The sequence below is a fragment of the Streptomyces sp. NPDC088794 genome, from assembly GCF_044750545.1.
GTDB lineage: Bacteria > Actinomycetota > Actinomycetes > Streptomycetales > Streptomycetaceae > Streptomyces.
The window spans coordinates 461441-474401 of the sequence record NZ_JBIVKB010000004.1 but is presented as its reverse complement, the minus strand read 5'-3'; the positions used below and the strand labels follow the sequence as shown (position 1 = coordinate 474401).

At 69.3% G+C, this 12961-nt stretch carries 18 protein-coding genes; 10 read left to right on the top strand and 8 right to left on the bottom strand.

Going from position 1 to position 12961, the window contains the following annotated elements; genetic code table 11:
• Positions 1–142: 142 nt before the first annotated feature.
• The 6 genes from ACIP6U_RS14705 to ACIP6U_RS14680 all read left to right on the top strand — a co-directional run bounded on the left by ACIP6U_RS14705 (position 143) and on the right by ACIP6U_RS14680 (position 4992).
• Complete coding sequence (locus tag ACIP6U_RS14705; protein WP_401716576.1) at positions 143–1207, top strand: energy-coupling factor ABC transporter permease; 1065 nt, start codon at positions 143–145, stop codon at positions 1205–1207.
• Position 1208: 1 nt separating this feature from the next.
• A complete protein-coding gene (gene cbiQ / locus ACIP6U_RS14700) occupies positions 1209–1970 on the top strand; it encodes a cobalt ECF transporter T component CbiQ (protein ID WP_401716573.1) in 762 nt (253 codons plus the stop codon).
• A complete protein-coding gene (locus ACIP6U_RS14695) occupies positions 1958–2728 on the top strand; it encodes an energy-coupling factor ABC transporter ATP-binding protein (RefSeq protein ID WP_401716571.1) in 771 nt (256 codons plus the stop codon). The genes cbiQ and ACIP6U_RS14695 overlap by 13 nt, the downstream gene beginning before the upstream one ends.
• Before the next feature lie 116 nt (positions 2729–2844).
• On the top strand, positions 2845–3297 hold the full coding sequence (locus tag ACIP6U_RS14690) for an organic hydroperoxide resistance protein (protein WP_401716569.1): 453 nt from the start codon (positions 2845–2847) through the stop codon (positions 3295–3297).
• A 47-nt stretch (positions 3298–3344) separates the two neighbouring features.
• Positions 3345–4508, top strand: a complete 1164-nt coding sequence (locus ACIP6U_RS14685; protein WP_401716567.1) for a serine hydrolase domain-containing protein — start codon at positions 3345–3347, stop codon at positions 4506–4508.
• Positions 4509–4572: 64 nt separating this feature from the next.
• Entirely contained in the window at positions 4573–4992 is a 420-nt protein-coding gene (locus tag ACIP6U_RS14680) for a RidA family protein (protein WP_401716564.1), read from the top strand.
• A gap of 20 nt (positions 4993–5012) precedes the next feature.
• On the opposite strand, the gene ACIP6U_RS14675 is transcribed toward ACIP6U_RS14680, so the two are convergent.
• A complete protein-coding gene (locus ACIP6U_RS14675) occupies positions 5013–5723 on the bottom strand; it encodes a Clp protease N-terminal domain-containing protein (protein WP_401716561.1) in 711 nt (236 codons plus the stop codon).
• 250 nt (positions 5724–5973) lie between these two features.
• Here ACIP6U_RS14675 and ACIP6U_RS14670 point away from each other — a divergent pair, with 250 nt between their 5' ends.
• The 3 genes from ACIP6U_RS14670 (at position 5974) to ACIP6U_RS14660 (ending at position 8522) form a co-directional block, all read left to right on the top strand.
• Entirely contained in the window at positions 5974–6846 is an 873-nt protein-coding gene (locus ACIP6U_RS14670) for an LLM class flavin-dependent oxidoreductase (protein WP_401716558.1), read from the top strand.
• A gap of 102 nt (positions 6847–6948) precedes the next feature.
• Complete coding sequence (locus tag ACIP6U_RS14665) at positions 6949–7347, top strand: hypothetical protein (protein WP_401716555.1); 399 nt, start codon at positions 6949–6951, stop codon at positions 7345–7347.
• A 50-nt stretch (positions 7348–7397) separates the two neighbouring features.
• Entirely contained in the window at positions 7398–8522 is a 1125-nt protein-coding gene (locus ACIP6U_RS14660) for a hypothetical protein (protein WP_401716553.1), read from the top strand.
• Positions 8523–8605: 83 nt separating this feature from the next.
• Here the strand turns inward: ACIP6U_RS14660 and ACIP6U_RS14655 are convergent, their stop codons facing one another.
• The 6 genes from ACIP6U_RS14655 to ACIP6U_RS14630 are packed head-to-tail and all read right to left on the bottom strand — an operon-like array spanning position 8606 to position 11879.
• The gene (locus tag ACIP6U_RS14655) at positions 8606–8896 is read right to left on the bottom strand and encodes a hypothetical protein (RefSeq protein WP_401716550.1); all 291 of its coding nucleotides are present in this window, start codon (positions 8894–8896) and stop codon (positions 8606–8608) included.
• Between the two features lie 24 nt (positions 8897–8920).
• The gene (locus ACIP6U_RS14650; protein ID WP_401716547.1) at positions 8921–9766 is read right to left on the bottom strand and encodes an EamA family transporter; all 846 of its coding nucleotides are present in this window, start codon (positions 9764–9766) and stop codon (positions 8921–8923) included.
• The gene (locus ACIP6U_RS14645; protein ID WP_401716544.1) at positions 9763–10281 is read right to left on the bottom strand and encodes a YbaK/EbsC family protein; all 519 of its coding nucleotides are present in this window, start codon (positions 10279–10281) and stop codon (positions 9763–9765) included. Before ACIP6U_RS14645 ends, ACIP6U_RS14650 begins: the two co-directional genes overlap by 4 nt.
• Positions 10282–10306: 25 nt before the next feature.
• Positions 10307–10861, bottom strand: a complete 555-nt coding sequence (locus tag ACIP6U_RS14640) for a cysteine hydrolase family protein (protein ID WP_401716542.1) — start codon at positions 10859–10861, stop codon at positions 10307–10309.
• A complete protein-coding gene (locus tag ACIP6U_RS14635) occupies positions 10858–11037 on the bottom strand; it encodes a DUF397 domain-containing protein (RefSeq protein WP_401716540.1) in 180 nt (59 codons plus the stop codon). Before ACIP6U_RS14635 ends, ACIP6U_RS14640 begins: the two co-directional genes overlap by 4 nt.
• On the bottom strand, positions 11034–11879 hold the full coding sequence (locus tag ACIP6U_RS14630; protein WP_401716537.1) for a helix-turn-helix domain-containing protein: 846 nt from the start codon (positions 11877–11879) through the stop codon (positions 11034–11036). Before ACIP6U_RS14630 ends, ACIP6U_RS14635 begins: the two co-directional genes overlap by 4 nt.
• Positions 11880–12004: 125 nt before the next feature.
• Here ACIP6U_RS14630 and ACIP6U_RS14625 point away from each other — a divergent pair, with 125 nt between their 5' ends.
• On the top strand, positions 12005–12475 hold the full coding sequence (locus ACIP6U_RS14625) for an ATP-binding protein (RefSeq protein WP_401716534.1): 471 nt from the start codon (positions 12005–12007) through the stop codon (positions 12473–12475).
• Here ACIP6U_RS14625 and ACIP6U_RS14620 read toward each other — a convergent pair.
• Complete coding sequence (locus ACIP6U_RS14620; protein ID WP_401716531.1) at positions 12427–12861, bottom strand: hypothetical protein; 435 nt, start codon at positions 12859–12861, stop codon at positions 12427–12429. The two genes, ACIP6U_RS14625 and ACIP6U_RS14620, sit on opposite strands and share 49 nt — an antisense overlap.
• Positions 12862–12961 lie beyond the last annotated feature (100 nt).

Genomic DNA, 12961 nt, shown 5'->3' with positions numbered 1-12961 from the left:
TATGTGAAAGCTGTGCGTCCGCTTCTCCTCCAATGTCGCACATTTTCCTGTTCTCGCTCCTTGACGTCGAACAACTCACATGCACGATGCAGGAGCTTCTAGCTCTTGCAAAGCATTCGCAATAAGCCTCTATTATCGAACGGTGCATGTTCCTGACGGATTCATCAACGCCCCCACCTCCGCCGTGACCGGAGTCGTCGCAGCGGGTGCCATCGCCGTGAGCCTGCGCGGCGCGCGCCGCGAGCTCGACGAACGCACCGCGCCACTGGCCGGTCTGGTGGCCGCGTTCATCTTTGCCGTACAGATGCTCAACTTCCCCGTAGCGGCCGGAACAAGCGGCCATCTGCTCGGCGGTGCGCTGGCGGCGATACTCGTCGGCCCCTACACAGGGGTCCTCTGCGTCTCCGTCGTCCTGCTCATGCAGGGCATTCTCTTCGCGGACGGCGGCCTGACCGCGCTCGGCGTGAACATCACCGACATGGCGATCGTCACAACGGTCGTCGCGTACGCGGTGTTCCGCGGACTGGTGAAGGTACTGCCCCGCAAGCGGCGCTCGATCACCGTCGCCTCCTTCGTCGCCGCGCTCCTCTCGGTCCCGGCCGCCGCGGTCGCCTTCACGCTCCTCTACGCCGTCGGCGGCACCACGGACGTCGCCATCGGCAAGGTCGCGACCGCCATGATCGGCGTGCACGTCCTGATCGGGATCGGCGAGGCGGCGATCACGGCGCTGACCGTGGGCGCGGTGATCGCCGTACGCCCCGACCTCGTATATGGCGCGCGCGGCCTGGAGCAGAAGCTCAAGCTGCGCGTGAACGGCGCGCTCGTCGACGTGCCCACGCCCGAGTCGGCGCCCGCGGCGCCCGTCGCGGCGCGCACCTCCCGGCGCGCGCTGTGGATCACCGGTCTGGTCACCTCACTCGTCCTCGCCGGGTTCGTGAGCTTCTACGCCTCCGCGAACCCCGACGGCCTGGAGAAGGTCGCCGCCGACAAGGGCATCGACAAGAAGGTCGAGGAGCACGCCGCGGCCGACTCCCCCCTCGCCGACTACGGCGTCAAGGATGTCGCGAACGCCCGCCTGTCCGGGGGGCTGGCGGGCGTTCTCGGCGTAGGCGTGACCATCGTCGCGGGCAGCGCGGTCTTCTGGGCGGTACGCCGCCGGCGCACGCCCGACGCGACTCCCACGAACACGGCAAGCACGAGCGCCTGACATGGGAGCGGGGCACGCGCACCGGCTGTACCGGCACGGGCACTCGCCCGTGCACGCGCTGCCGCCGCACACCAAGCTCGCCGCCGTCCTCGCCTTCGTGGTGGTCGTGGTCTCCACTCCGCGCGAGGCGATGTGGGCGTTCGGCCTGTACGCGGTCCTGCTGGGCGTCGTCGCGTACGTCGCGCGCGTGCCGGCCGGGTTCCTGCTGCGCCGGCTGCTGATCGAGGTGCCGTTCGTCGCGTTCGCCGCCCTGCTGCCGTTCGTGGCGGAGGGCGAGCGGGTGGACGTCCTGGGCCTGTCGTTGAGCGTCAACGGACTGTGGGGCGCGTGGAACGTGCTGGCCAAGGGCACGCTCGGCGTCGCCGCCTCCGTCCTCCTCGCGTCCACCACCGAACTGCGCGAACTCCTGCTCGGCCTCCAGCGGTTGAGGCTCCCGCCGCTGCTCGTCCAGATCGCGTCCTTCATGATCCGCTACGGCGATGTCATCACGGACGAGATGCGGCGGATGAAGATCGCCCGCGAGTCCCGGGGGTTCGCGGCCCGGGGTGTCCGGCAGTGGGGCGTGCTCGCGAAGTCGGCGGGCGCGCTGTTCATCCGCTCCTACGAGCGCGGCGAGCGCGTGCACCTGGCGATGATCAGCCGCGGGTACGCCGGTTCGATGCCGGTCATCGACGAGGTGACCGCCTCCCGGGCGCAGTGGTCGTACGCCCTCGCGCTCCCCGTCGCGGCCCTGGCCGTCTGCGTGTTGGGATGGACCCTGTGAGTACCACCGCTTCCCCCGCCTCTCTTGAGGTCTCCGGCCTCGCCTACGCCTACCCCGACGGCCATCAGGCCCTGTTCGGCGTCGACTTCACCGTCGGACGCGGCGAACGGGTCGCGCTGCTCGGCCCGAACGGCGCCGGCAAGACGACCCTCGTCCTGCACCTCAACGGCATCCTCACGGGCGGCGCCGGGACGGTGACGGTCGCCGGACTGCCGGTCGGCAAGCGGCACATGGCGGAGATCCGGCGCCGGGTCGGCATCGTCTTCCAGGACCCCGACGACCAGCTCTTCATGCCGACGGTCCGCGAGGACGTGGCGTTCGGCCCCGCGGCGGCCGGCATGAAGGGCCCCGAACTCGAGGAACGGGTGCGTGCGGCCCTGGAGTCGGTCGGCATGGCCGACTTCGCCGACCGCCCCCCGCACCACCTCTCCTTCGGCCAGCGCCGCCGGGTGGCCGTCGCGACCGTGCTCGCCATGGAGCCGGAGATCCTCGTCCTGGACGAGCCCTCCTCCAACCTCGACCCGGCCTCCCGCCGCGAACTCGCCGACATCCTGCGCTCGTTGGACGTCACGGTGCTGATGGTCACGCACGACCTGCCCTACGCCCTCGAGCTGTGCCCGCGCGCGCTGATCCTGAGCGAGGGCGTCATCGCGGCCGACGGAAAGACGGCGGAGGTGCTCGCGGACGAGGACCTGATGCGGGCGCACCGCCTGGAGCTGCCGTTCGGCTTCGACCCGCGGTCGGTGGCGGCGCCCTGACCTCGGGTTACCGACGGTTGCTACCCCCTGGTAACACCAGCTGACCTACCGGCCAGTACCTTGGGCCGGATGCACGTGTCAGCTACTACGCACACTCGCCCCGGGGGAGGCCTGCCATGACGGAGGACACCGCCGTCGCCGTGGACACCCGTCCGACGAAGATCATGTACGTCGCCGAGGCGACCGCGCACGGTGGTCGGGACGGCTATGTCACCAGCCAGGACGGCCAGATCGAGCTGAAGGTCGCGATGCCGCCGGAGATGGGCGGCGACGGTAACGGCACCAACCCGGAACAGCTCTTCGCGGCCGGCTACAGCTCCTGCTTCCACAACGCGCTGGTGATGGTCGGCCGCCGCTCGGGCTTCGACCTGACCGGTTCCACGGTCGCCGCGAAGGTCGGCATCGGCCCCAACAAGCAGCGCGGCTACGGCCTCGCGGTCGCCCTCAGCGTCTCGCTCCCGGTCCTGGACCCGGACATCGCCGGCAAGCTGGTGGACGCGGCGCACGAGGTGTGCCCGTACTCGAACGCGACGCGCGGGAACATCGAGGTAACGATCCTGCTTGGGTAAGTAGGAAGGGTGAGCAGGAAGTACCCGCAGGCCGGAGGAGTACGGGCGTGGACGTGAACGGCGTGGTGGCCGAGGGCTTCGAGCCGGTCAGGGAGGCGTTCGCGCGGAACTTCGAGGTGCTCGGGGACCGGGGCGCGGCCGTCGTCGTCTATCGGCACGGGCACAAGGTCGTCGACCTGTGGGGCGGCACGAAGGACGTCGACGGCACCGCACCCTGGCAGCCGTCCACCGCGCAGATCGTGCGCTCGGCGACCAAGGGCGTCGCCGCCGCCGTACTCCTGCTGCTGCACCAGCGCGGAGAGCTGGACCTGGACGCGCCGGTGGGCGAGTACTGGCCGCAGTACAAGGCGGCCGGCAAGGAGCGGACGCGGGTGTGGCACCTGCTCGCGCACCGCGCCGGCGTCCCGGTCCTCGACCGCCCGCTGACCCCCGCGCAGGCCGCGGACCCGGTGCTGGGCGGCGAGGCGGTCGCGGCCCAGGCACCGGCCTGGGAGCCGGGCACGGACCACGGGTACCACGCGCAGACGTACAGCTGGCTGACGGGCGAGTTGATACGACGGATCACGGGCCGTTCGCCGGGCGAGCTGATCGCCGACGAGATCGCCGGTCCGGTGGGCGCGGATCTGTGGCTGGGGCTGCCGGAGTCGGAGACCGGGCGCGTGGGCCGGGTCGCGCAGGTGCCCCCGCCCCCGGAGCCGGCGGGTTTGAAGACGCGCCCGAAGCGGGCGGTCGCCGAGGCCTACGCGGACCCCGACTCCCTCACCACCCGCGCCTTCGCCGCGATCACCCCGCTCCCCGACGAGAACGACCCGGCGTACCGCGCCGCCATGCTCCCCGCCTCCAACGGCATCGCGACGGCGGACGGTCTGGCCCGTTTCTACGCGTCCCTGATCGGTGAAGTGGACGGCGGGAGGCGGCTGTTCACGCCGGAGACGATGGAACTGGCCCGCGCGGAACGCTCCGCGGGCCCGGACCGCGTACTCGTCGTACCCACCCGCTTCGGCCTCGGCTACATGCTGCACGGCGCCGCCTCCCCGCTCCTGTCCCCCGCCTCCTTCGGTCACCCCGGCCGAGGCGGCGCCCTCGGCTTCGCCGACCCGGACGCGGGCGTCGCGTTCGGCTATGTGACGAACGGTTTCCGGGCGAGCGTGACGGCGGATCCGCGGGCGCAGGCGTTGGTACGGGCTGTGCGGGGCGCCTTGCCGGCGTAGGCGGGGGCGGCTGTGAGAAGGGGTGCCCTGGAATGGGCGCCGGTGCGCGGGATGTTCTCCGTCCATGACGCTCAAGGACGACGACACCCGCACGATCACCAACCCACCCGCGCTCCACGACCCCACCCCCTTCGGCTACAGCCACGCCGTGTCGGCACCCGGTGAACTGGTCTTCATCGCCGGGCAGTACGCCTCCGACCCGACGGGGTCACCCGTGCCGGGCGACTTCGCCGCGCAGGTGGACGTGGCCTTCGAGCGACTGCGGTCGGCGCTGGCGGGAGTGGGGCTCGGCTTCGAACACGTGGTCCGGCTGGGCACGTTCATCGTGGATCACGACGTCACGAAGCTGGAGATCCTGGGCAAGGCGCTGCACACGCGCTTCGGCGACCGGCTCCCCGCGCAGACCCTGAGCGGGGTCGCGTCCCTCGCGTTGCCGGGGATGCTGTTCGAGGTGGACGCGGTGGCGGTGGCACAGCGGGGCTGACCGGCGCCGCATTCGTACACCTACTTCTGCTGCTTGCCGCGCGCGGCGAGCCGTTCGGCGACCTCGGTCCTGATCGTCTCGCGCAGTTCGTCGGACGTGAAGCCGAGGTCGCGCAGGATCCGCGCGGCCGGGCTCGCCTCGACGCGGATCAGGCCGAGCAGCATGTGTTCCGTACCGACCCAGTCGTGGCCGAGGTCGGTGGCCGCGGCGCGGGCCTGCTCGATGGACTCCTTGCTCTCCGGCCGGAACGCGATGTGACCGCGCAGCGCCTGCGCCCCGGCCGGCGGCAACGCCTCCTCGATCGCGGCGCGGACGCCCTGCTCGGACCCGACCTGCGCCACCAGCACCTCGTAGGCCAGGCCGCGCGGTTCGCCGAGCAGGCCGAGGAGGAGGTGTTCGGTGCCGATGAAGCCGTGCTTGTGCGTGCGGGCGGCCTCCTGCGCCAGCACGATGCCGTGCCGGTTGAGGTCGGTGAACCGCTCGAACGGGCCGGGGGCGTGGCGCTGTTGGGCGGCCTGCTTGGTCACCCCGATGGCGTCGCCGATCTCGGTCCAGGACGCGCCGACCTGCTTGGCCTTGCTGACGTAGTGGTCGATGAGCTGGTCACCGAGGTCGGACAGGGTCTGGGCGCGCAGTCGTGCCTCGCTGATGCGGGCCAGTTCGTCGGATTCGGGGAGTTCCTCGTCGAGACGGGCGATCAGGTCGGCGAGGCTGATGTCGAGTGGGCTCATGCGTCAACTTTAAATTGACGCTCCTGGATCGTCAACCTGTAATTGACGATTGGTGGAGCTGTCGGGGCAGGGGGCCGGGGGCCGCGCGCAAATCCGGTTGTTCCCTCGATCCACGGCGCCCTAGGGTGAGGCCACTTCGACGAGACGTTCCCCAGAAGCAGGCCGCAGGGCGGGAGCGTCCCACCTCCACGAACTGAGGTGCCGAAGGGGCGGCAGCAACTCTGTCGACCCTTCCTTCGGAGGCTCCTTCATGAACGTCGGTATCGGCCTGCCCATCTGCGACCCCGCCGCCCTGCTGACCTGGGCGCGGCGCGCGGACGCCGGGCCCTTCACCACCGTCGGCCTGCTCGACCGTCTCGTCTACGACAACCCCGAGCCGTTGGTCGCCCTCGCCGTCCTGGCGGGCGCGACCTCCCGCGTCCGCGTCCAGACCGAGGTCCTGCTGGCCCCGCTGCGCGACACCGCACTCCTGGCCAAGCAGGCCGCGACCCTGGACCGGATGACCGACGGCCGCCTGGTCCTCGGCCTGGGCGTCGGCGGCCGGGAGGACGACCACCGGGCCGCCGGAACGGACCTGCGCACGCGGGGCAGGCGCCTGGACGAACAGCTGGCTGTGATGCGGAGGTTGTGGTCGGGAAAGCCGTACGAGGACTACGAGGATGAAGACGGGACCGGCGTGGGCGTCGGCCCGATCGGCCCCGCGCCCGCCCGGCCCGGCGGCCCCGAGGTCCTCTTCGGCGGCTTCCAGCCAGCCGCGATCGAACGCGTCGCACGCTGGGGCGACGGTTTCCTCGCCGCTGCGGCACCCTCCTGGGCGGGCGGCCTGTTCGACACGGCACGCCGGTTCTGGAAGGAGTACGACCGCGCCGGTGAACCGCGCATCGTCGCGCAGGTCAACGTCGCGCTGGGCCCGGACGACGTGATCGACGACGCCCGCACCAACATGCACGCGTACTACGCCTTCACCGGCATGGCCGACCGCATGGTGTCCGGCATGCTCACGACCCCGACGGAGATCCGGGAGACGATCACCGCGTTCACCGACCTGGGCGCCGACAAGGTGATGCTCTACTGCTACGGCGTCGACCCGGACCAGGTGGACCGGCTGGCGGACATCCTCTGAGGGTGGCGGGGAGTTGATGAACATCCCCACAACCCGCCGACGGACGGCTACCGTGTCGCTGGCCGACAGAGTTTCACCCAAGTAGACGGGGGATCAGCCTTGTTGAGGAAAGTCAGTGCGATCACGGCCGCGGTGGCGGCGGCAGCCGTGCCGGTTCTCGCCGGGGCGCCGACCGCCGGCGCCGCCACGACCGCCTACCCCACGTCCTACTTTTCCGTCCAGGCGGGCGACAGCTGGTACGCCGGCCAGATCACCTGGTACAACCGGTCGGTTGGCCTCGACGGATACCTCAACGCCTACGGCTGCAAGCGCGCGTACGGCATCTCGTGGGCAGGCACGACCCCGCTGGACGAACGAAGCACCAGCACCCACTGCGAGAACTACACGGAACAGAACCTCTCTCTCGCCGCGAACGTCCCCGGTGGCGCCGACCACGTCCGGATCAACCTGACGGACGCCAACGGGAAGGTGCTCGCCTACAAGTACTACTTCCGCCCGTGACCTGAGCGAGGATTTTCACTGGGGGGCTCGTGCTGAAAAATCTCACTTTCTTGGTCACCGTGCTCGTCCTGGCCTTCGCCGTCCTGATCGCGCGCATAACCTTCGTCTATCTGGGAATTCTCTACGGCAGCACCCAGGTTTCACGCGTCGATGGAATCATCGCCAGCCTGATCATTGGCGTGATCGCCGCCATCATAGCCAGGACCGCACCGAGTTCCGGCACCTCTCTGGTCGACCGAGCTGCCGTTCTCACGGCGATCGCCGGCGCCGTGGTCCTGCTTGTCTCGGGCGTGAACCTCTTCTTTCCGGCGGAGAAGGTTGGTCTGGCCAAACCGTCGTGTTCCGGCTCACGAACCCTGAAAGTGAAGTACATCGGAATCACTGCCGGAGAGGTCGGGAACAACAGCAGGAGCGGGCCCGCTCGCTACTATCCGGCGAACGGCAGATTCGCAGCGGACTGCTCCCTCGGATTCTCCGAATACTGCATCGGCGATCCGATTCTCGACAAACTCGGTTCTGACGACAGCCAGCGCTGGTTCACCAGCAGGTGGCTGCGCGTGGCCAAACAGCCACCGGGCTGGAAAGCGTTCCTCGCGAAGCACCTCTCCGGTGAGACCAAGGAACCGCAGTTCGTCTCCGACGCCTATGTGACCCCCGAGACGAACTACGAGGACCTGCCCCTCTCATCCGACTGTCCCAGCGCCTTCCGGCCTCCGTCCCGGGCCGAACTGAAGGATTTCGACCCGGCCAACCAGACATTGACGGCAACGGCGGACCATTCCGTGAACATCGGATTCGCCGTCTGGCTCCCGCCGGGCCAGGGCTTCCGCGAACCTAACTCGTATCTCCCCGTCTACGACGGATCGCTCCCCGCCACCGCGAACCCGGGAGCCCTTTCGTCGAAGCGCGGAAACACCAAGTCGGTGACGTGGACGTACCGGGACTCGCTCCTGCCCAAGCTGTCGACACGGCGCCCCGGGGGAGCGAAAGCCAAGGCCGAAGTAGTGGTGATGGCCATTCCGTGCATCTCCGACAACCTTCCGGCCAAGATCAGCACCGCAGCGGTCCGGACTTTCGACATCGCCGGCGGAAAGAATCCGATCCAGCAGTCAAAACCCCTCAGGGGATACAACGCACAAACCCTGGCCCGCGCCGCCTGCCAGGCCAACACATGACCGCACCGGATGCACGACCCCGACTGGCGACAGGGTGAGCACGGCGGAGGCCGGCTGACCGCTTCAATGGCTGGCACAGCGGGCTATCGCCCGGGCCCCAACTCCACCTGGGCCGAGAACACGGGTTCCGTGCCCGCGCTCGGGGCCGGCTCCTCGAAGCACTCGATCAGCAGATCACCGCGCAGGTCCTCGAGTTCGAACCGGGCCTCCTGAAGGAGGGCCGTGGCCCACGCCTCCAGGGACGAGTCCACCAGCACCTTGTTCGGCACCTGGCTGAACTCCGGTCCCCCCAGCCCCTGCCACCCGGCCCACTGCTCACTGTCGGCACGAAAGCGCAGGCGGTACCAGTAGGACTGCCAATAGGCCTTCTTCATCAGCACTCCGCTCCACCCGGGGCGCTACCCCGCCCGCAACATCAGCCCGATCCCCGCCACCAACAACACCGCGGCCGCGATACGTGACACCCCGAACCGTTCCTTGAAGAAGACGGCGCCGATGGCCGCGCCGACGATGATCGACGATTCTCTCAATGCCGCGATCGGTGCCAGTTCCGCCTTCGTCTGGGCCCACAGGACCAAGCCGTACGCGGCGACGGACAAGGTCGCGCCCAGGAGGCCGAGTGCCGCGAACGGGCGTAGGACCGTGAAGAATTCGCCGCGCCAGCGAGTGGCCGCGTACGTGGGGATCGCCAAGCCCTCCAGCGCCATCAGCCACGCGATGTAGCCGAGGGACGAGCCCGAGGCGCGGACGCCCAGGCCGTCGACGACCGTGTAGGCCGCGATGGTCAGGCCCGTCGCCAACGCCGCGCCGATCGCCGGCCAGTTGGGGCTGCTGCCGCGCAGGCCCCATACGGCGACGCCCGTCAGGCCCGTGCAGGAGAGGGCGATGCCCGCGGCGGCCCAGCCGTTGGGGACCTCGTGGGCGAAGACGGCGGCGAGGAGGGTGACCACCAGGGGTGCCGTGCCGCGGGCGATCGGGTAGGCCTGGCCGAAGTCGCCCAGCTTGAACGACCTCATCAGGAGGACGAAGTACGCGATGTGGATGACGGCGGAGAGCAGGAGGTACGGCCATGCCGCGCGCGCCGGTACTGGCACGAACGGCATCATCGCCAGGCCGATCAGCACCCCGCCGCCCGCGATCAGCGTGAACCCGACCAGTTTGTCGGTGATCTGGTGGGCGATGGCGTTCCAGCTGGCGTGTGTGACCGCGGCCAGCAGGACGGCCGTGGCCACCACGGGGGTCACGAGTCGCGCTCGCGCACGTCCACGAGAGTCGCGCCGGCGTGGGTCACGAGGTCCTTGGGTTCCATCGGGAAGACGGTGTGCGGGTTGCCGGCCGCGGCCCACACCACGTCGTGCTCCAGCAGCGAACGGTCGGCCAGTACGCGCGTCTTCGTATGGTGTCCGAAGGGCGGTACGCCGCCGATGGCATAGCCGGTCGTCTCCCGTACGACGTCCGCCTTGGCCCGCGTGACCTTCTCGGCGCCCAGTTCCTCCCGGACGCGTTCGAGGTCCACCCTCGACGAACCGTCCATCAGTACCAGCACCGGGACGCCGTCCGCCGCGAAGATCAGGGACTTGCAGATCTCGCTCAACTCGCACCCGATCGCCGCGGCGGCCTCGGCCGCGGTGCGGGTCGCGTCCGGGAAGCGGCGTACGCGGGGGAGCAGGTCCGCCAGCCCCAATTCCCGCAGTGCGTCGGCGAATCGGGGGCTGGCTCCGGAGGACTCGTCCTCGGCGGGAGTGTTCGTCGTGGTCATGAGGGCACGGTAGTGCTGGGTGCGCTCAGTTTCCGAACGAAATTTCCTTCGTCTCGACGACATCGGCCGTGCGGCCCGGGGACTCGTGGTGCTTCCAGTACAGGTTCGTGTGCGCGATGACCTGCTCCGGCGGCGGCGCACCCCACTGGCTCAGATCGACCGTGGTGTGGGCGTCACCGACGAGCGTGACGTCGTAGCCGCGGACGAGGCCGCCGTGGATCGTGGACCGGATGCAGACGTCGGTGGACGCACCGACCACGACGAGGTGTCCGACCCCGGCCTCGGCCAGCAGATCCTCCAGGTTCGTGTCGTCGAAGGAGTCGCCGAAGCGCTTGCGCACGAGGGCCTCCGGCTCGCGCGGGGCCAACTCGGGGACGATCTGCCAACCCTCGCTCTCCTGCGCCACGTTGTCGTCGGAGTGCTGCACCCAGATGACGGGAGTGGCCTGCTCCCGCGCCCGGTCGACGAGCCCGGCGATGTTCCCGACGACCGCGTCACGCGCGTGCGCGTCCGCGACGACGGCGACCTGTACGTCGATCACGAGCAGAGCGGTGTTGGGGCGTGCGGTCAGCGTGGTCACAGTTGCTCCAGGAAGTCGATCCAGGTGGTGGCGGTGACGGTGAGGTGGGGGGTGTGGGGGGCCTTGGAGTCACGGATGTGGATGGCGGAGGGGGCCACGGCCACTTCGACGCAGTCATTGATATCGCCGCTGTCGCTGTAGCTGCTCTTGAACCAGTGGAGTTCCGGCGTGTTCATAGTCTCCCCAGCACCTGCTCGATGAAGGCCAGCGACTCCCTGGGCGTGAGAGCCTGCGCCCGGATCATGCCATGCCGCATTTCCAGGATACGAAGATCCCTGGGGTTTGAGACCGGACGGCCGTTGAAGGCTCCGTCGGAACGTCCGATCGACGTGCCGTCGGCGAATTTCATCACCTGGATCGTGCCGTGCACTCCGCCGTGCTCTTCACTGTCGGTAGGCATCACCTGAAGCGAGACATTCCGTAACTGTCCCAGCTCCAGAAGGTGTTGCAGCTGTCGGCGCAGCACGGCCTTCCCGCCGTAGGGGCGTTCCAGCGTCACCTGCTCCTGGATGAACATGAGCATCGGCGGCGGCTCCCGGTCGAAGATCACCTTTCGTGCCAAGCGGGCGGCGATCCCTCGCTCCACCTCGTCCGCCGAGTACGTGGGCAGCACCATCTCGAACAGGGCCCGCGCATACTCCGGCGTCTGCAACAGCCCGTGCAGGTTGTGGTTGTTGTAGACCAGCACCTCGACGGCCCGGTCCTCCAGTCCCTTCAGTTCCCGTACCTTCTTCGGGTACCGGGCCTTCTGCATGTCCTCCATGAACGCCCGCAGATGCCCCCGCGCGTTCAGCAACTGATCGGCCCGGTCCAGGAACTCCGGCCTCGGAATCCGTACCCCGCGTTCGATCTTCCGGATCATGTCCTCGCCGTACCCCATCGCTTCCGCGAGGTCGGCCACCCGCATTCCCGACGCGTCCCGGAACACCCTGAGCATCCGCCCGACCGCCTGGACCAACGGCTCGATCTCGTCGCCCGGTTCGACATCCCAACCGGCCTCGTCCACACCCTCGTTCATGATCCCTCCCGTACCCGTACAGCCTCCGAGACAGCCGAGACAGCGCGGGACAAAGGGGAGACAGTCACGCTACGCACCGACGTCATCACTCACCCAGGGAAGCAAACGCCCTCACCCTGAGTGACATGAATCAAGAAATCACCATCCGCAACTTCTCCGTCCCCCTCTCCCCCACTCCCCGAGGCGCCCGCCTCGCCCGGCTCCTCGCCGGCGAACAACTCCGCGCCTGGGAACTCCCGTTGGAGACCGCGGCGCAGATCGTCGCCGAACTGGCCGCCAACGCGGTGACGCACGGTCGCGTACCGGGACGGGACTTCCGTCTGACCCTCTACGTCGTCGGCGACACCCTCCGTATCGAGGTCACCGACACCCGGGCCGACGCCCTCCCCCGCCTCAACTCCGCGGCCCCCGGCGCCGAGTCGGGCAGAGGCCTCGTCCTCGTGGACGCCCTCGCGGACCGATGGGGCGTGGCCATGGGACCGTATCCGCGCAAGACGGTGTGGGCCGAGGTGCGTACCGACCGGCACCCGGCGGAGGCCTGTCCGCCTCACACCCACTCCGCCTCGGCGGCCGCCGCGTCCTCCGTCGCCCGCTGACGGCGCCCCGCGATCAGCCCGCCCGCCGCGCCCAGCGAGACCAGGCCCATCATCGCGGCGGCCAGGATCCCCTTGACGCCGTCCATCGTGAAGTACATGGCGACCGCGGTACCGCCGTTGAAGAGGAACAGGAACCAGAGGGTGCCGGGGCGGGACAGGAACGCCTTGATCCTCGGCTTCTTCGCGATGCGTGAGCCGGCGAGGAGCGCGACCACCGCTCCGGCGGCCGTGGCGATGTTCTTGCCGGTGCCGTCGAGGACCGTACCCGCGGCGGTGCTGGCGGCGAGGCCGCCGACGAAGCAGCTCCACAGGACGAGGTCGGCGACGAACTTCCTGACGGCGGCGAGCGGAGAACGGGAAGCATGCGAAGAACGCGGAGTACGCATCGGAGGGCCTTTCTGACCAGGGAAGACATGGAGTTCCGGATCTCTTCGATCCGTTGTCCACGATCCCGTCCGGCGCCTCCCGCAACGAGGGAGCGGCCTC